The 16,453-nt window shown below is 58.3% G+C and carries 18 protein-coding genes and 1 pseudogene; 9 read left to right on the plus strand and 10 right to left on the minus strand.

From position 1 onward, the window contains the following. Positions 1–15: 15 nt before the first annotated feature. The 5 genes from VJ651_RS14650 to VJ651_RS14670 are packed head-to-tail and all read right to left on the minus strand — an operon-like array spanning position 16 to position 4,544. A complete protein-coding gene (locus VJ651_RS14650; RefSeq protein WP_324108163.1) occupies positions 16–723 on the minus strand; it encodes an ABC transporter ATP-binding protein in 708 nt (235 codons plus the stop codon). Then, positions 710–1,489 carry an ABC transporter ATP-binding protein gene (locus VJ651_RS14655; protein WP_324108164.1) on the minus strand — a complete coding sequence of 260 codons (780 nt, stop codon included), beginning with the start codon at positions 1,487–1,489 and terminating at the stop codon, positions 710–712. Before VJ651_RS14655 ends, VJ651_RS14650 begins: the two co-directional genes overlap by 14 nt. Further along, positions 1,486–2,466, minus strand: a complete 981-nt coding sequence (locus VJ651_RS14660) for a branched-chain amino acid ABC transporter permease (RefSeq protein ID WP_324108165.1) — start codon at positions 2,464–2,466, stop codon at positions 1,486–1,488. Before VJ651_RS14660 ends, VJ651_RS14655 begins: the two co-directional genes overlap by 4 nt. 3 nt (positions 2,467–2,469) lie before the next feature. After that, complete coding sequence (locus VJ651_RS14665; protein ID WP_324108166.1) at positions 2,470–3,345, minus strand: branched-chain amino acid ABC transporter permease; 876 nt, start codon at positions 3,343–3,345, stop codon at positions 2,470–2,472. 47 nt (positions 3,346–3,392) lie between these two features. Further along, complete coding sequence (locus VJ651_RS14670; RefSeq protein ID WP_324108167.1) at positions 3,393–4,544, minus strand: ABC transporter substrate-binding protein; 1,152 nt, start codon at positions 4,542–4,544, stop codon at positions 3,393–3,395. Positions 4,545–4,707: 163 nt separating this feature from the next. Here VJ651_RS14670 and VJ651_RS14675 point away from each other — a divergent pair, with 163 nt between their 5' ends. Together VJ651_RS14675 and VJ651_RS14680 are read left to right on the plus strand one after the other, a co-directional pair. Further along, positions 4,708–5,499: an IclR family transcriptional regulator gene (locus VJ651_RS14675; protein WP_324108168.1), complete on the plus strand. Its 792-nt coding sequence runs from the start codon at positions 4,708–4,710 to the stop codon at positions 5,497–5,499. A 30-nt stretch (positions 5,500–5,529) separates the two neighbouring features. Further along, positions 5,530–5,796, plus strand: a pseudogene (locus VJ651_RS14680) (IS3 family transposase); the annotation flags it as partial. Between the two features lie 884 nt (positions 5,797–6,680). On the opposite strand, the gene VJ651_RS14685 reads toward VJ651_RS14680, so the two are convergent. The 3 genes from VJ651_RS14685 to VJ651_RS14695 all read right to left on the minus strand — a co-directional run bounded on the left by VJ651_RS14685 (position 6,681) and on the right by VJ651_RS14695 (position 7,796). After that, positions 6,681–7,007, minus strand: a complete 327-nt coding sequence (locus VJ651_RS14685; RefSeq protein ID WP_324108182.1) for a hypothetical protein — start codon at positions 7,005–7,007, stop codon at positions 6,681–6,683. A 164-nt stretch (positions 7,008–7,171) separates the two neighbouring features. Further along, complete coding sequence (locus VJ651_RS14690) at positions 7,172–7,426, minus strand: DUF1488 family protein (RefSeq protein WP_168798530.1); 255 nt, start codon at positions 7,424–7,426, stop codon at positions 7,172–7,174. A gap of 142 nt (positions 7,427–7,568) precedes the next feature. Continuing rightward, a complete protein-coding gene (locus tag VJ651_RS14695; RefSeq protein ID WP_324108169.1) occupies positions 7,569–7,796 on the minus strand; it encodes a hypothetical protein in 228 nt (75 codons plus the stop codon). 189 nt (positions 7,797–7,985) lie between these two features. On the opposite strand from VJ651_RS14695, the gene VJ651_RS14700 reads away from it, so the two are divergent. Continuing rightward, positions 7,986–8,276, plus strand: a complete 291-nt coding sequence (locus tag VJ651_RS14700; RefSeq protein WP_324108170.1) for a hypothetical protein — start codon at positions 7,986–7,988, stop codon at positions 8,274–8,276. A gap of 152 nt (positions 8,277–8,428) precedes the next feature. Here VJ651_RS14700 and VJ651_RS14705 read toward each other — a convergent pair whose 3' ends face one another. Next, on the minus strand, positions 8,429–8,836 hold the full coding sequence (locus VJ651_RS14705; RefSeq protein WP_324108171.1) for a hypothetical protein: 408 nt from the start codon (positions 8,834–8,836) through the stop codon (positions 8,429–8,431). 277 nt (positions 8,837–9,113) lie between these two features. Between VJ651_RS14705 and VJ651_RS14710 the strand changes: the two genes are divergently transcribed. The 5 genes from VJ651_RS14710 (at position 9,114) to VJ651_RS14730 (ending at position 15,131) form a co-directional block, all read left to right on the plus strand. Further along, positions 9,114–9,512: a hypothetical protein gene (locus VJ651_RS14710; protein ID WP_324108172.1), complete on the plus strand. Its 399-nt coding sequence runs from the start codon at positions 9,114–9,116 to the stop codon at positions 9,510–9,512. 242 nt (positions 9,513–9,754) lie between these two features. Beyond that, positions 9,755–9,985: a hypothetical protein gene (locus VJ651_RS14715; protein ID WP_324108173.1), complete on the plus strand. Its 231-nt coding sequence runs from the start codon at positions 9,755–9,757 to the stop codon at positions 9,983–9,985. Between the two features lie 185 nt (positions 9,986–10,170). Beyond that, positions 10,171–10,671 carry a glycine zipper 2TM domain-containing protein gene (locus tag VJ651_RS14720; RefSeq protein WP_324108174.1) on the plus strand — a complete coding sequence of 167 codons (501 nt, stop codon included), beginning with the start codon at positions 10,171–10,173 and terminating at the stop codon, positions 10,669–10,671. Positions 10,672–11,070: 399 nt separating this feature from the next. After that, positions 11,071–13,245 (plus strand): family 1 glycosylhydrolase, encoded by a 2,175-nt coding sequence (locus VJ651_RS14725; RefSeq protein WP_324108175.1) that lies wholly within the window; start codon positions 11,071–11,073, stop codon positions 13,243–13,245. A 95-nt stretch (positions 13,246–13,340) separates the two neighbouring features. Then, positions 13,341–15,131: a glycoside hydrolase family 2 protein gene (locus VJ651_RS14730; protein WP_324108176.1), complete on the plus strand. Its 1,791-nt coding sequence runs from the start codon at positions 13,341–13,343 to the stop codon at positions 15,129–15,131. A gap of 9 nt (positions 15,132–15,140) precedes the next feature. On the opposite strand, the gene VJ651_RS14735 is transcribed toward VJ651_RS14730, so the two are convergent. After that, on the minus strand, positions 15,141–15,839 hold the full coding sequence (locus VJ651_RS14735; RefSeq protein ID WP_324108177.1) for a UPF0149 family protein: 699 nt from the start codon (positions 15,837–15,839) through the stop codon (positions 15,141–15,143). A gap of 207 nt (positions 15,840–16,046) precedes the next feature. Here VJ651_RS14735 and VJ651_RS14740 point away from each other — a divergent pair. Continuing rightward, positions 16,047–16,453: type IV pilin protein (locus VJ651_RS14740; RefSeq protein WP_324108178.1), on the plus strand; the 407-nt coding region annotated here is incomplete at its 3' end.

The raw sequence follows: 16,453 nt of genomic DNA on the forward strand, positions 1-16,453 counted from the left end.
GCCTCGTTATCGTGGTTATTTGCCGAGATACGCATCGCGTACCCGTGGATGGTCTCGGAGACGGTCGGCTCTGTCGCTCAGAATGATCTGCCCGTTTTCGAGCACATATGCGCGCTGTGCCACCTGCAACGCCAATACCGTGTTCTGTTCCACCAACACGACGGTCAGGCCGCCTTCGTTGATGTTGGCGATACTGGCGTAGACTTCCTCGGCCAGGCGCGGCGCCAGACCGAGCGACGGTTCGTCCAGCAGCAGCAGGCGCGGGCGCGACATGAGCGCGCGCCCGATCGCAAGCATCTGTTGCTCGCCGCCGGACAGCGACCAGCCCAGTTGCTTCTGGCGCTCCTTGAGTCGCGGGAACAAGGCAAACACGTGTTCGAAATCAGCGTTGATCTCGGTACGACTAGCCCTGCGCGCGGCAGCGCCAACTTCCAGGTTCTCCCGAACGGTCAGTCCAGGGAAGATGCGCCGCCCTTCAGGGACATGTGCAATACCGGTACGGACCCGCTTTTCCGGGGACAGCCTGTCGATCGCGCCGCCATTAAATTGCACACTGCCCTTGCGTAGCGGCATCAGGCCGGAAATGGCGCGCAGAAGCGTCGTCTTGCCTGCACCGTTGGCCCCGATCAACGCAACTGCTTCGCCCGGCGCTACACTGATAGTGATCCCGCGCAGCGCCACAATGTCACCGTACGCGGCACTGAGATCGTCACACTTCAACATGCTTGTACCCCTTGCCCAGGTAAGCTTCCAGCACCTTCGGATGCTGCTGGATTTCTGCCGGCGTTCCCTCTGCCAGTTTTTCCCCGAAATTGAGCACCGCGATGCGCTCGGCCAGCCGCATGACCATGCCCATGTTGTGCTCGATCAGCAGCACGGACAGGTGATATTCCCGGCGGATCTCACGCAGCAGCTCCATCAACTGATCAACCTCACCAAGATTGAGGCCTGCGGCGGGTTCGTCCAGGAGCAGCATCTTCGGGCCGGCGACCAGAACACGCGCCATCTCCACCAGGCGTCGATTGCCGTAGGACAAAGATCCGACATCCCGGTGCGCAAGATGCGCGAGGCGAAACCGCTCCAGCATGGCCATGCACTGCTCGCGCCCGCTCCGTTCGAACTGCCCGCTCTTGCCGATCCCGAGGAATGACGACAGCAAGGAGGGACGCTCGTGGATGGCCGCACCGAGCATCAGGTTCTCCAGCACCGTGAGCCGCCCAAACAGTTTCCCATTCTGAAAAATGCGCCCCAGTCCCGAACGCACAATCGTATCCGTCGGCATTCCGGTAATGTCGCGGCCGTCAAACGCGATGCGCCCGCTGGTTGGCTTGTACAGGCCGGTGAGTACATTCAGCAAGGTTGTCTTGCCTGCACCATTCGGGCCGATCACTGCGAAGAACTGGTTCGGCGCGACGTCGATACTGACGTCATTGAGCGCTTTCAGCCCGCCAAAATGAATCCCGAGGTTGTCAATGCGCAGCAAACTCATTGCTTGACCTCCATGGTGCCGATTGCCGGTAGCTCGCGCGCGGCTTCGGGCCGCTTGCGTCGCTCCAGGAGACTGACCAGGCCCTTTGGCAGGAGCACCAGCACCAGCAGTACCAGCACACCAAAAATGAGCAGATAGGCATTACCCGCCGAGCGCAGCACCTCGGGCAGCATGGTCACCGCGACTGCGCCGAGGATCGCACCTCCGATCGCACCCTCGCCGCCGACAATGAGCATGGCAAGGTGGGTGATTGAGTGGTGGTAGGCGAAATCATCCGGCGACACGAAGCGTACATGGAAGGCGAACAGGCAGCCGGCGATCCCCGCATAGACCGCACCCATAGTGAAGGCAGCAGTCTTGGCCCGGGTAACCGCTATGCCGGTCATGGCGGCGGCGATTTCGTCGTCGCGCACGGCCATGAAGGCACGTCCGGCATGCGAATGCCGCAGGCGCCATTCGGCCATGGCCAGCAGCACGACGACAGTCAGCGCAAACCAGTAGAAATCTCTTTCGGTGGTAATCGTCCAGCCGGCGAGCGACAGCGCCGGAATATTGGCGATACCGTCACTTCCGCCGGTAAACGCGATCCAGTTGGAGGTGACAATGGTAAAGCTGACGTTCAATCCCAGTGTCGCCAGCGCCAGGTAGTGCCCCTTCAAGCGCAGGACAAGACGGCCGATGGCGTAGGCGACGACGGCGGTCACCGCTATCGCGATAACAGCTGCCGTCCATGGCCCTAAGCCATGGCGAACGGTCAGGATGGCGACGCCGTACGATCCCATGCCAAGAAAGGCGGCGTGGCCCAGCGAAATGAGACCGGCATATCCGAAGACAATGTTCATCCCCAGCACCGCGACGATCGAAATAGCGGCCACGGCAAGCAGCCGTGCCATATAGTCGCTGGCGAACAGCGGAGCGGCTGCAGCCATGGCAATGAGCGCCAGGATAAGTAGATGGCTGGTGTACTTATTGCGCATGCATCATCCCCTTTCGCCGATCCGCTCGCCGAAGATCCCTTGTGGGCGCACGAGCAAAAACACAATCATGAATCCGAACGAGAGTAGATCCTTGTAGGTCGACGAGACATACGATGCACCGAGGATTTCGACAAGGCCGACCATGAGGCCTCCGGCGATGGCACCGGGAACGCTGCCGAAGCCGCCGATGATGGTCGCGGCAAAGGCCTTTAAGGCAATCGGGTCGCCCATGTTGACGTCGGCCAGCCACATGGGTGCGACCAGCAGGCCGGCGAATGCTGAAAACACGGCTGCCAGGATCCAGGCGAATCCAAGCCACATCGTGACGTGCAGACCCATCATTTTGGCGGCTTCGATGTCCTGCGCGATGGCACGCATTGCGCGTCCCGCGCCGGTGCGATACAACAGCACGTACAGCAGCGCTATCAGCATCAGCGTAATGCCTATCGTTGCCAGTGCGTGTACCGTGACGACGCTGGCACCAATTGCGATGGTTCCGTCACCGAAGAGCGAAGGTATGCGCGACGGCCACGGCCCCCATATCAGCAGTGCGGCATTCTGCATGATGATACCGGCCGCGACGGTACCGATGATGACGGAAACGATCGGCCGCTTCTGCAGTGGCAGGTGGATAGCGAAGTAGAAAACCAGCCCGAACAGCGCCATACCGCCAATGGCCAGCGGGTATGCCACGCCGGCTGGCAACTGCAGGTTCAGAATGGTCAGCACGCCAAGAAACGTACCAAGCATCACGAACTGGCCTGCTGCGAAATTGACGATGCTGGTGGAGGAATAGACGATCACAAAGCCGAGTGCGGCGAGCGCGTACACGCTGCCCAGGGCGACCCCGTTGATCACCAGTTGAAATAATGCATCCAAGACTAATCTCCCTGACGCCGGCCGCGTTGAGCGGCCGGTGTAGTGAATTATTTCACCGTGATGGATTCGAGATAGTCCATGTCCTTGGTGCCGGCGCGGAACTTCACGACAGCAACGTCATGCACCCCGTTGCGGCGATCATCGAAGGTGTACACGTGCGACACACCCTGGTAGTTCTTCACCTTCGAGAGATAGGCTTGCAGGGCGGCCGGATCAGTACCCACGGCGTTCATCGCCTGCGCCATCAGCAATGCGCCGTCGTAATAGGCTGCACCGTAGGGATCGGCATCAGTGCCGAACTTTGCCTTATAGCGCTCAAGGAATTCCTTGCCCTTGGGGGTGCCGGGCAGGTGTGCGTCAATAACGCCCCACACGTTCACCAGGTCCGACGGCGACAGCAATTGCATGGCTGCGGGTACAAAGGCGGCCGATGAGGAGATCACAGGCTGACTGAGGCCAAGGGTCTTGATCTGACGTAGCAGCAGCGCGCCGTCCTGCGGATAGACAAAGGCCAGAATGACGTCCGCGCCCTTGTCTTTCAGGTTCAGCAATTGGGCGGACATGTCTTTGTCGTTCTGGCCGTACGATTCGGTGCCTACTGCCTTGATGCCTTGATCTTCCAGGAACTTGGTTGCTGCCTTTGCGCCGCCCTGACCAAAGTCATTCTGGATATAGATGATTCCGGGTTTGACACCCTTGAGCTTATCCTTGACGTAACGCGCCATTGCGACCGCGGCGGTGCTGTCCTGCGGGCGAATCCGGAACATCCACTTGTTATTCAGCTCGGCGACCGCGTCCGCGCCGCCGGCATACATGACAGGGATAGCTGCCTTGGTGACCTCCGGAGCAACTGCGATGTTCTGCGTACTGTAACTGGTCAGGAAGGCGAATGGCGGCTTCCGCTCCTGCACCACCTTGACGAATGCGTTAATCATGGTTCCGTTCGACGCTTGGGCATCTTCAAAACTGAACGAAACCTTCGCACCCTTGACGCCGCCAGCCTTGTTGATGTCTTCCTCAGCAAGCTTGAGCGAGTTGAAGTATTGCTTGCCGGTCAGTGACAACGGACCGGTCAGCGGCACAGTAGCACCGATGTTGATTGACTGCTGCGCACCGGCGACCGCTACAGTACCCAGCAATGCCATTCCCAGGATGCCGCGGGCGACGCCGACGCTGAATTTCAGAGAAATGCGTTTCATCTCCATCTCCTCTTCTCGTTGATAAGAAGTTCCGAAAACTGGAACTTAGTTCTGATTTTTGATAAAGTGTAGGCATGAATTTCATGAGTGTCAAGCGGGAGGCAATTGCCAGAAACCGCGCTTTTGCCGCACACTCGCGCTTCAAAACGAGAATGGGAATAGCATGTCCGAGAAAGAGAAATTGCCACCATTGGAGCGGTATATCCGCATACTGGAATTGCTGTCCGCGTTTCCGGATGGATTGTCGCTGACCGACGTCTCTGCCATGGCCGATCTGCCGAAAGGCACGGTCCACCGCCTGCTCAGGACGATGCAGGAGCTTGAGCTAGTGACGCCAACGCATGCCGGCGCCTCGGTTTATGCCGCCGGTCGACGCCTGCGCAGGCTCGCCATAATGAGCGCGGAAACTGAATGGGTCGAGGCCGTCGTAGGACCATATTTGCGGGAACTGACCGCCGACACCGGCGAAACCAGCTACATCACCAAGATGGAAGGAGATACGGTGCGGTCAATCGCGATGGAGGCCCCCGACACGCCATGGCGTGGCTTCGTCATCCCGGGGCGTTCCATGCATCCGCACGCAGCGGCATCCGCAAAAGCGATCCTGGCATTTCAGGACGTCGCGACCATAGAGCGTGCCTTGAGCGGCACGCTGGAGAAACTTACCTCGAAGACGAATACCTCGAAAGCGAAGGTCAAGGAAGAGTACGAACAAATCCGGCAGACGGGGTTTGCCACCTGCGTCGGCGAAATCGACGAGGGGCTCGCGGCAGTCGCGGTGCCGGTTTTCTTGCGTGGTTCGGAAGTGGTATTCAGCCTCGGCATCACCGGTCCTCTCAACCGCATTCTTGCGCATGACATGCAGGCGCTCTCTACCCTGATGCAGAAGTATGCAACGCGCATCGCCAATGGTTTGTCGATGGGTCTTGCCCGGCGCGTTTCACACCCAGGTTAACGCTTGAGCATGTTTTTCCTTTTTTCGTTGCAGGACTTCCTGAAGGCGCACAAACTGAAGGCAAGCATGAGCCGGCACGGCACCTGTCACGACAACGCCGTGGCGGCGGGTTTTTCACAATTGCTAAAGCGCGAGCGAATCAGACGCAAGATCTACAACAGCGGGGAAGAAGCCAGGCGGGACGTGTTCGACTATATCGAGATGTCCTACAATCCGAAGCGGCGTCACGGCTACAACAACCGGCTTTCGCCGGTAGACTACGAGAAGCAGTATTTCGAGCGGCTCGCTAGTGTCTAGGATACTGGTAGCGATTCATCACACTGCTGTTTCAGTGCTATATTCTGGAGTACTCCTCCCAATAACTTGTACATCTCTTCAAATTTGAGTCGCATCGGCATGTGCGTTCGCGCTGTATATTGCGACTGCGTCGGATCTCTCCCTTCCCATTTCAGCCAACGTAGACTCGATCGTGCTGTAGAAGGCGATTAAATCCATCGTGCCGTTCACACAATTCAGCATTGCGTGTGCTCGCGCTGCTGCCAAGCCTCCGCTGTACGCATTGACCTCTGCCGAGGTATCGATTGCCAAGGTGAAGTCCGATGCCACCATGATGCGCTTATTGATGACTGTGCGTCCATTCCATTACCTCTCGTCTCATGCCACACCATCGCTGCGTCCGGCCGCGGCTCCAGCCTGATCAGGACGATATCGTCCTGCACATCCAGCGAAGAAATGGAAAAACCTTCCCAGAACGGGAGGTCATGCGTAAGATCGATCATGAGGGCAGTGTCTCGTCATTTGCTGATTGGTCGCACAACCAGTTTATCGACGTTTCACTGCCCACCTTGTTTCTATTCGTTCACGATAATCCGTGAAGAACCTTTTATTTGTGCGTAGCGATCCGCAGCATTGTTACTTGGCTGGATTCGACCACATCCCAAAGAGCCGGGCTCAATTTGTGCAATTTTTATCCGGAAGGATAAAACGCATTGAAATGAACAGCTTGCGGAACAATCCACATAGTTGTCCACAAACTTGACCACAGTTGCTGTGGGTAAGTATTGACCAGCCATCAACGATGGAAAAACAGCTCGCACCGTCGGTGGGAGCCGTCTGTTCCTGTCAATCTCCAAAGCTTGCGTTGCGTGCTTCCGCTGCCTGCCCGGTGCTGACGTGGTGCTTCAAGCCGCGCTCGACGCAGCCGATACCGGCGTTTCCTTCGGCTTGAACTGCTTGTCGCTGATCCGGAATTTGGTGCGACGGTCGCCCATCAGATGGCGCAGATCCTTGATGCTCAGATCCGAAACTTCGTGCATGCGGATCAGAAGCGACGCGCCGACAGGAAGCCTGCGATGACGGATCTTGCTGATCAATGGTGGTGCGACTTCGAGCGCACGCGAAAGTGCCGCATCGTTTTTCAGATTCAGCCTTTCGATCAAGGACTCCAACAGATTGTTGGGGTCGTATTGAAATTGCTCGGAATAGTTTGTCTCTTTAATTTCGTTCATCTGCAGTTCCCCGTTTTCTGGTTCAATCTGGATCCTATTCTGACCAATCGCCCGGATGTAATTTTGATAATTCTCAGAGGAGCTCATCTCCGTGCTTAACGACGAAGTGTGCGCTTGCCTATCTGCGTCGAGTTTCATCCGCGCCGGCTCGCGCATTTTGAAAATTATGCAAAGTAGGCCGCGCCGAGAACCAGCGGCGATCCGCTGACTCCCGCAACAACCAGCCTGCGCGCGACGCTGTGAATCTGATCTTCATACGCGCGATAGGTCTCCAGAAAATCCATCTGCCCGCCTTTGGTGCGACGCAAATGAGCGAGCGCATTCTTCGATACCAGGCATTCCCGATCGGTGAATCCGACTTCAACGGTAAACCTCACACCTTCATCGGCGACTAATGGCTCAGTGCTTGTCTTGTTCATTGTTTTTCTCCATTGGTTGGACATGCATGAATGGGACGACAAGAGTGCGTCTGCTTTCCGATAGTAGTGAGTCACTCCTGCCGGGTATTGATTGCGGTCAATACTTTGAAGATCGCGTCGCATGCGTGCGACGGTGCGTGGTTCAGCTTGCCGGCGCCTGGAACAGGGTGAGTTCCCATTCACGCGCGGGCGGCGAATAGCGCAGGATGTAGGTGCCGCCGTCGCTGGCGCTGATCTTGTAGTAGCTGTGGTCTTGCGCGATCCAGCGATCGACGATGTCGACGACATCGATGCGTTGTCCGCCGAGCTGGAAGGCGAGCGGTTCCCTGTCGCCGTAGGGGCCCGATCGACTTTCGACGTGAAGATGCATTGTGCGCTCCGCCAGGCCCGTACCGGATGCATGTTTGGGCACGCGATTTTTCAATTCGTTCGCCCCGGTTGCATTCTGTTCACCGTGTTGGAAAAGCTTGCGCAAACGGCGATTGTCACCAAGAATGTGGGCAACACGGCAAGATACAGCGGCCGGTGACGGCAACCCAGTTCAGACGGAGAGCGCAAGATGTACTTAGATCACCCGAAAATCAGTGCAACGAACAGCAATACCGAACCCGATCGCATCGAACGTCTGAATCGCGTGTACGGTTATGCACTCGCGGTTGCCGACGCCAGCGGCAACGAGGAATTTCTCGGCAAGCTGTCGCACCTGCACGACCACAAGGGCAAGCTGATCGTCGTCTGGTTCGCCGAGCCGTCCGAGCAGGACAAGGAATGCTTCGTCAGGGCATGGAACAGCAAGGTGGGCGATGAAAGCAGCAATGTCGAGCATGAAGTGACGCCACCGATCGTTTGAACTGTGGTTTGAACTGTGCGTTGCGCCGCGATCCGGCCGCGCCGCAAGATGAAGGCATAAGGAAGGCACAAAAAAACCCGCATGCGCTTGAACGCAGCGGGTTTTTTATCGCGATCCTGCATCGAAAGATCATTGGTGCGATGACACAGGAGTTATTTCGATGCCGGCACCAGTGTGATGACATTGGTGCTGGAAATCTGATCCTGAATCAGCTCGATTTCCGCCAATAGATTCATCAGCGACCGCAGCCATGGATAGCGCGTATAACGAATGGTGCGGTTGTTGACCTCCAGGTCGACGATAAATTGCGGTGTGATGATATGCGGGTGCCTGGAACTGCATACGCCACCATGAAGTTGCGCGCGCTTGCCCAGATACGCCATGGCGCAGGCACGCTTGTATGCCACGGCACTGCCGTAGCGATCGATGATGCTCTTGTCTTCCTTGCACCTTGCAATGCATTGAAGATAGGCCTTCCAGTCACCTTCACGAATCTCGATAGCGCCCGACTTCGGGCTGATATTGGGAATCGCATCTTCTGAACCAAGTACTGCTGACACACTACCTCCCGAGCGTCGCGATATGCGGGGTTGTTCGCTTCCCCGTGTTGAAGCGGTCTGTTTTGACGCAAGCGCAAAGGGAAAAGTTCACTCAGGAAACAGATCAATTTCGCGGCGACGCCTCCATGCCAAAACTCGTTGCAGCGGAGTCATCGTCGCCGCATGCAGCAAGGCGCACCGTCGAGTCGATCGGGGAGATTAGGGGGTAAACCGACGCCTGATTGTCGGTTAAAAAAATCATCGCCATGATGCAATTGCATGGCGGTCGATTGTCATAGTGGGGCAGACGATCCGCTTTTCCTCCGAGGTCGGGATTGGACCCGCCGGCGCAAGGCTGGCGGGTCGTTTTCTTTCCGCGACAACGCGTGTGCGAATTTTTTGCCATACTTCTCAATGTGCGCGCGGAACGGACTATACTGCTTCCAGCATTTCTCCGCGATACCATCACGGAACATCATCTTTCGGCTCGATCATGAAGGCAGACCATACCGACGATCGCACTGACCCTGTCAGACCGGCTGAAATTGCGCAGCCCAAAAATATTGCGGATCTGAAGCCGAAGGGCGCGTGCTGGTATTGCAATCAGCCGCTCGACAATGTGCGCCGTTTCTGCAGCAAGACCTGCGCCGACGATTACCGAATCGAAGAAGAGGCATTCAACAATCCTCCACGCTAGCGCGTCATCAATTACTTCGCACTCCCGAGACAATTGATGACACGCCCGGGCAACTTCGCTCTTGCTGCTGTGATGCAACACAGTTTTAACAAAGCTTGAGCATGAACAATACTGGGGCGCTCCCGCTTCGGGTTTTCTCAGACTGTTGTCTTCCGATCAAGTTTAACTTCGCTTTAGGCAAGCAAGAAAATCGATGCCTTCATTGAAAAGTTAGTCCGCATGACGGACCTCAGGAGCGAATGATGACACCGGAAGAAATCGTTACCGATCTCAATACAAAGAATCGGGACATACTCTATGCCCGCACGGATTATCAACATCTGACGCACGACCAGGTGCTTGCCATGATGGACTCGGCTGCCATGCGCGGATTCAAGCTGGGCAGCAATGTGGCCTTGTCCATGGTGAAAGGCTCGTTGCTGGTGCAACTGGCAAGGGCGGTCGGCGCGCGGAAAGACACATCGGGCGTTTAGGAACGTCTTGGGCCCTCGCGCTCATCCGTCGCAGCGCAACTCCGCGTGGCTTTCGCGAGGCCGGAAGCCGGCTCCCGCAGACTGACGGATGACGATACAATCCGTTACATTTCTCTGTATTACTTTTGCCTTGCTGCAGCGTTTACAGGGATAGTATCGAGGTCCAAGTTTCCCGGGAGTCATCAATGAATATGCGAGCGAAACTCATCGCTTCTCTTGCCTGCCTTTTCAGCCTGCCCGCGGCCCATGCCGCTGATTTTGACGACTATGCCCGCGTCATGAGCGTGACGCCGCAGGTCGAGCAAGTGAATTATCCGCAACAGGAATGCCATACCGAATACGTGCCAGTGCAACGCCAGCAGCAGCGCGGCGTCGGCGGCTCCATCCTCGGCGGACTTGCGGGCGGCATCATCGGTAACCAGGTCGGTGGCGGCAGCGGTCGCTCCGTCGCGACAGCGGCTGGCGCGATCGCCGGTGCGATCGTCGGCGACCGCATGGAAAACAGCGAAACAGTGGCGACCGAGTCGCAGCCGGTAAATCGCTGCCGCACCGTCGACAACTGGCAGTCGCGCACCAACGGTTATGCCGTGACATACGAATACCACGGCCATACCTACACCAGCGTGATGCCTTACGATCCCGGTGAGCGGATGCGAGTCCGCGTCTCCGTGATGCCGGCACGCTAAGCCCACCGCATTCACCATTTCCTCGCAGAACGCCGGCATAGTGCCGGCGTCTGCGTCTTCGCTCCACGATTCGCACTTCAAGAGCCGGGCAGCACCTGTCCGCACAGCACACCTTCGTCTTCCGACATTTCCGCGCAGATTTATCAAGGGAACATTTTTCCCGACCGAGAGTCAGCTTGAATGGTTCAAGCGGTAAAGAAATCGCGATACGAACAATACGAATGCGTTGAAGCATCCCGTATTCATTCAGCGTTGATCGAATTCAAGTCACGCAGGCGTTGATCACCTGTGCGGCTGACCCATTGCGCAAGCAATCGAAAGGCGGTGCGGGCCGCGCCGGTGCTCGCCTTCCTTTGGACACACATCGCCATGATCTTGAAGAAAACGGAAAAACAATCATTGCAACCGACGACAAAGCAGCTTGAATTATGGGGAGGCATTGAATGCACGGTGGTGCGCATTCAGGACAGTTACCGCAATCAGATCGCTGAAACAGGGCACGTCGATCGCATCGACGACCTCGATGCAATCGCGGCGCTGGGCATTCGCACGCTACGCTATCCGGTATTGTGGGAAACCGTCGCGCCCGATCATCCGGACACGTCGGATTGGCATTGGCACGATGTTCGGCTCGGCCGCTTGCGCGAACTGGGCGTGACGCCGATCGCCGGCCTGGTCCATCACGGCAGCGGGCCGCGCTATACCAGCTTGCTCGACCCCGCATTTCCGGACCTGCTGGCGCGATATGCGCAGCGCGTGGCGCAGCGCTATCCCTGGATCAAACGATTCACGCCGGTGAATGAGCCGCTGACGACCGCGCGCTTCAGCGGGCTCTATGGACATTGGTATCCGCATGGGCGGGATACGCATACGATGCTGCGTGCACTGTACACGGAATGCCGTGCCGTGGCGCTTTCCATGCGCGCGATTCGGCGCATCATTCCGGACGCCCAACTGGTGCAGACGGAGGATATGGGCAAGGTGTTCAGCCTGCCTGACCTGAAGTATCAGGCGGATTATGAGAACGAGCGGCGCTGGTTGTGTTTCGATCTGCTGTGCGGTCGCATCGACGCTTCGCATTCATGGTACAGGACATTCATCGATGCCGGCATCGACGCACGCCAGATGGATTTCTTCGTTGAACGGCCCTGCGTGCCCGATATTATCGGCATCAACCACTACGTCACCAGTGAGCGGTTTCTGGATCATCGCAAGCGCGACTATCCCGCAGCCTTCCAATGCGAGGGCGTGCCGTACGTCGATATTCACGCTACGCGTGTGCATTACGCGGACGGGCTGACCGGCCCTGCGCAGCGCCTGCGCGAAGTATGGGAACGCTATCGCTTGCCGATTGCGGTCACCGAAGCGCATCTTGGTGGAGCACGCGATGATCAGCTGCGATGGCTGCACGACATGTGGCAAGCCGCGCATACGCTGCGAGGCGAGGGTGCGGATATTCGGGCAGTGACCGCATGGTCCATCTTCGGCTGTCTCGACTGGAATTCGCTGCTGATGCAGGACAACGGTTTCTATGAAAGCGGCTTGTTCGATGTGCGCGGCGGCTCGGTGCGGCCAACCGCCCTGGCTGGCGCTGCGGCGTCACTGGCGAAGACCGGCAGCTTCGATCATCCCGTGCTGGATGCGCCGGGGTGGTGGCACCGCCCGGACCGCTTCTTCGCGCATTCGCCGCAGCGCATCATCGCGCCGGAGATCATCAAGTCGGCACGCAAGATCGCGATCACTGGCGGCAGGGGAACGCTCGGGCGGGCGTTGTCGCGCATTTGCACGCGACGCGCGCTTGCCCATGAATTGCTGACCCGGGACGACATGGATATCGCGGATGAGGCATCGGTGGAGGCGGCGTTGAAGCTGCATCGGCCATGGGCGGTGATCAACGCCGCCGGCTACGTGCGCGTGCCGGACGCCGCGCGAGAATCGGAGCGCTGCTTTCGCGAGAATGCCGCCGGCGCGGAGATGCTGGCGCGAGCATGTGCGAGGCTGGGGATTCCGTATGTCACCTTCTCGTCGGACCTGGTCTTTGACGGCAACCTCGGCCGCGCTTATGTCGAGAGCGACCAGGTTTCGCCCATGTGCGTCTATGGCAGCAGCAAGGCGGAAGCCGAACGCCGCGTGCTGCAGGCTTTCCCTGATGCATTGGTGGTGCGCACCAGCGCTTTCTTCGGCCCGTGGGACCGATACAACTTCGTGCATGGCGTGCTGCGCGAGTTGTCCGCCGGCAGACGCGTCGCGGCAAGCGATGATTCGCAGGTGTCGCCCACCTATGTTCCCGACCTTGCGCATGCAACGATCGACTTGCTGATTGATCGCGTCAACGGCATCTGGCATCTTGCCAATCAGGGCACAGTGTCCTGGTTTGAACTGGCCGAACGGGCGGCACGCCAGGCAGGTCTGGATACATCGATGCTGAGCAAGACGCATGGCGGCGGTCGCGGCATGACAGCCTTGTCGAGCGAGCGCGGGCTGATCCTGCCGAGCTTTGCCAGCGCGCTTGAGCGCTACGTGCGGGAAAATCTCGTGGCATGGGATGACAAGCCGGAGCGGGAGGCGGCGTAAGCGATATCCGTCATCGACATTCTTTGTGCAGCGATGGGAACAGCCTCGATTGGCAACACTCCAAATGAGGTAGCGTTCACCGCAAAGGAACCAGAATGGCCGATACCGCATACCCGCGTCCGCAGTTGGTGCGCGAGCACTGGCAATCGCTAAATGGCCAGTGGAAATTTACCTTCGACAACGACAAGCAATACAAGCATCCCTCTGACACTATCCAGTGGTCGCACGACATTCAAGTTCCTTTTCCTCCGGAATCACAGGCCAGCGGCATCGGCGACCGCGGCTTTCACCGGGCATGCTGGTATCAGCGTGAATTCAGCATCAAACCGGATGGCGGCCGTATTCTCCTGCACTTCGGCGCCGTCGATTATCACGCCAAGGTGTGGGTTGACGGTCACAAGGTTGCCGAGCATGAGGGCGGGCACAGCTCGTTCCGCGCCGATATCACGACCGCGCTCGGGCAGGATGAGCGGCACACGCTCACGGTCTATGTGGAGGACGATCCGCATGACCTGTCCAAGCCGCGCGGCAAGCAGGACTGGCAACCCGAGCCGCATTCCATCTGGTATCCGCGCACCACCGGTATCTGGCAAACCGTATGGCTTGAGCGCGTGCCGCGTACCTATATCGACCGGCTGCGCTGGACACCGCATTTCGACGGTTTCGAGATCGAGTGCGAAAGCTTTGTCGTCGGTGACCTGGAAGACGATCTGTCGGTGGAGGTGAAGATACGCAGCGGCGCGAAGATGCTGGCGGACGACACCTACCAGATCATCGGCGGCGAAGCGCATCGCAAGATTGCCTTGTCCGACCCGGGCATCGACGATTCGCGCAACGAACTGTTGTGGAGCCCGGAGCATCCGACGCTACTCGATGCCGAAGTGACGCTGCACCACAAGGATCAGGTGCTCGACAAGGTGCGCTCCTATACGGCGCTGCGCTCGGTGACAATCAATCGCGACCGCTTCATGCTCAACGGCAGGCCGTATCACCTCAAGCTGGTGCTCGATCAGGGCTACTGGCCGGAGACCTTGCTGGCCTCGCCCTCCGACGATGCCTTGCGCCGGGACGTGGAGCTGGCCAAGGCAATGGGCTTCAACGGCGTCAGGAAGCACCAGAAGATCGAAGACCCGCGTTATCTGTACTGGGCCGATCGGCTCGGCCTGCTGGTCTGGGAGGAAATGCCCTCCGCGTACCGCTTCACGCCGCTGGCGATCAACCGCATGGTGCGCGAATGGAGCGAAGTGATCGAGCGCGACTACAGCCACCCATGCATCATCGTCTGGGTCCCCTTCAATGAATCCTGGGGCGTGCCCAACCTGACCTCGATGCAGGCGCATCGCAACGCGGTCGAAGCGCTGTACCACCTGACGCGCACCTTCGATTCGACGCGGCCGGTTATCGGCAACGACGGCTGGGAGGCCTCCGCCACGGATCTGCTCGGCATTCATGACTACGACGGCGACCCCGAGCGGATCAAGACCCGATACGCATCGGGCGTGAGTACGCAGGAATTGTTCGATCGGCGGCGGCCGGGAGGGCGAATACTGACGCTGGACGGCTATCCGCATCGGGGCCAGCCGATCATCCTGACGGAATTCGGCGGCATCACCTATGCAAAGAAAGCGGAGCCGGGTGTCAGCAATGTCTGGGGATATTCACTCGCCGACAGCGATCAGGACTTTCTTGACAGCTACCGCCGCCTGCTGGAAGTGGTGAATGAAACGCCGATGTTCAGCGGCTTCTGCTATACCCAGTTCGCCGACACGTTCCAGGAAGCGAACGGCCTGCTGACCGCCGACCGCACGCCCAAACTGCCGCTGGAGGAAATCTCGGCGGCAACCAGGAACCACAAGCCGCATGCAAAGAAGCAGTACGGAATCTAGCGTTGAAGTCTAGTCTTCCGCCTGATCCGCGCCGCAGCACTTCTTGAATTTCTTGCCGCTGCCGCAGGGGCAGGGGTCGTTGCGGCCGACCTTGGGCGCATCGCGCTGTACCTGCTGCACCGCCGATTTGCGCAGCGACTTCCAGAAGCGATGGATATGCGGAATGGCGGCCTCCATTTCCACGGCCAGCTTGTCGCGCTTGAACGGGTCATCGACCAGCGCCATTTCATCTTCCGCGATTTCATCCGCGCCGAGCAGATAAATCGGCTCGACCATTTCCGCGATGTTGGACGACCAGATCTGCTCCCAGGCCTCGGCGCGCAGATTCATCGCTTGCCAAAAACCCCACGCCCACGCTTCACCATCGATCAGGGTACGGCCTTCGACCTCGTGTTCGCAGAACAGCGGCTCGAATTCCTTTGGCGCCACCTCGAAAGTCATCACCACTTCGTTCATGAAACGCGCGATCAGGGCGGTGATGCGCTCGGCTTCCCTGGGTGACTTGAAGGCCGGCCCTTCCTTGCCTTTTGACCCCCACACCAGCGGCAGCCATTCGGCCATCAGCACTTCTTCAGGACCGATCGCCAGCGCCGTCAGGAAGCCGTGCAATGAGTCCATCGTCATGCCGTCGTCGGCACAGCGGTCGGAGAGGAGGAACTGGTCGAGTTCCTTGAATTCCTTGTCGGAGAGGGGATCGTCGAAGTGCATGGGGAAAATGAGCGGATAGCTGGAACAGGCCGCTAGTGTACCTTGCGCCCGAGGATTGGAAGAAGAAATGGATGGTGTTGCCTGTTTTGCACGCGCATGTTGCGTCAATACAAACCGCTGATTCTCGGATTTGTTCCGTTCGTCTGCCAACTCTTTTATTTCAATGACATTTAATTAAAGTAGCGTTACCAAACAGGAACATTAACCATGAACAATTTTTTTTCCCGACGTCAGCGATCGGCTAGTGGTACTGGCTTTACGCTGATCGAACTGATGGTGACGGTCGCAATTATTGCGATCCTGGCTGCGATCGCCGTCCCTTCCTATCATAACTACGTAACGACGGGGAAAATCCCGCAGGCTACAAACAACCTGGCAAGCATGCGCGTCAAACTGGAGCAGTTTTACCAGGATAACCGAACCTACGTCGGCGCCTGTGCAGCCGGGACGGTGGCGCCTCTTCCCACTTCGGACAACTTCACCTATTCCTGCCCGACGCTGACGGACACCACATACACCGTGCAGGCCGCGGGAACAGGACCGATGGCCGGCTTCACCTACAAGATCGATCAGGCAAACAACAAGACCACCACCGCGGTGCCGAGCGGCTGGGG

Origin of the sequence: Noviherbaspirillum sp., from assembly GCF_035254865.1 — a bacterium.
In the GTDB taxonomy this organism is placed as follows: domain Bacteria; phylum Pseudomonadota; class Gammaproteobacteria; order Burkholderiales; family Burkholderiaceae_D; genus Noviherbaspirillum.

Coding starts and splice junctions, on each gene's coding strand:
- VJ651_RS14650 (WP_324108163.1), bottom strand. CDS start 723: ATGTTGAAGTGTGACGATCTCAGTGCCGCGTACGGTGACATTGTGGCG.
- VJ651_RS14685 (WP_324108182.1), bottom strand. CDS start 7,007: ATGAACGAAATTAAAGAGACAAACTATTCCGAGCAATTTCAATACGAC.
- VJ651_RS14715 (WP_324108173.1), top strand. CDS start 9,755: ATGACACCGGAAGAAATCGTTACCGATCTCAATACAAAGAATCGGGAC.
- VJ651_RS14700 (WP_324108170.1), top strand. CDS start 7,986: ATGTACTTAGATCACCCGAAAATCAGTGCAACGAACAGCAATACCGAA.
- VJ651_RS14730 (WP_324108176.1), top strand. CDS start 13,341: ATGGCCGATACCGCATACCCGCGTCCGCAGTTGGTGCGCGAGCACTGG.
- VJ651_RS14720 (WP_324108174.1), top strand. CDS start 10,171: ATGAATATGCGAGCGAAACTCATCGCTTCTCTTGCCTGCCTTTTCAGC.
- VJ651_RS14660 (WP_324108165.1), bottom strand. CDS start 2,466: ATGCGCAATAAGTACACCAGCCATCTACTTATCCTGGCGCTCATTGCC.
- VJ651_RS14670 (WP_324108167.1), bottom strand. CDS start 4,544: ATGAAACGCATTTCTCTGAAATTCAGCGTCGGCGTCGCCCGCGGCATC.
- VJ651_RS14690 (WP_168798530.1), bottom strand. CDS start 7,426: ATGAACAAGACAAGCACTGAGCCATTAGTCGCCGATGAAGGTGTGAGG.
- VJ651_RS14695 (WP_324108169.1), bottom strand. CDS start 7,796: ATGCATCTTCACGTCGAAAGTCGATCGGGCCCCTACGGCGACAGGGAA.
- VJ651_RS14675 (WP_324108168.1), top strand. CDS start 4,708: ATGTCCGAGAAAGAGAAATTGCCACCATTGGAGCGGTATATCCGCATA.
- VJ651_RS14655 (WP_324108164.1), bottom strand. CDS start 1,489: ATGAGTTTGCTGCGCATTGACAACCTCGGGATTCATTTTGGCGGGCTG.
- VJ651_RS14735 (WP_324108177.1), bottom strand. CDS start 15,839: ATGCACTTCGACGATCCCCTCTCCGACAAGGAATTCAAGGAACTCGAC.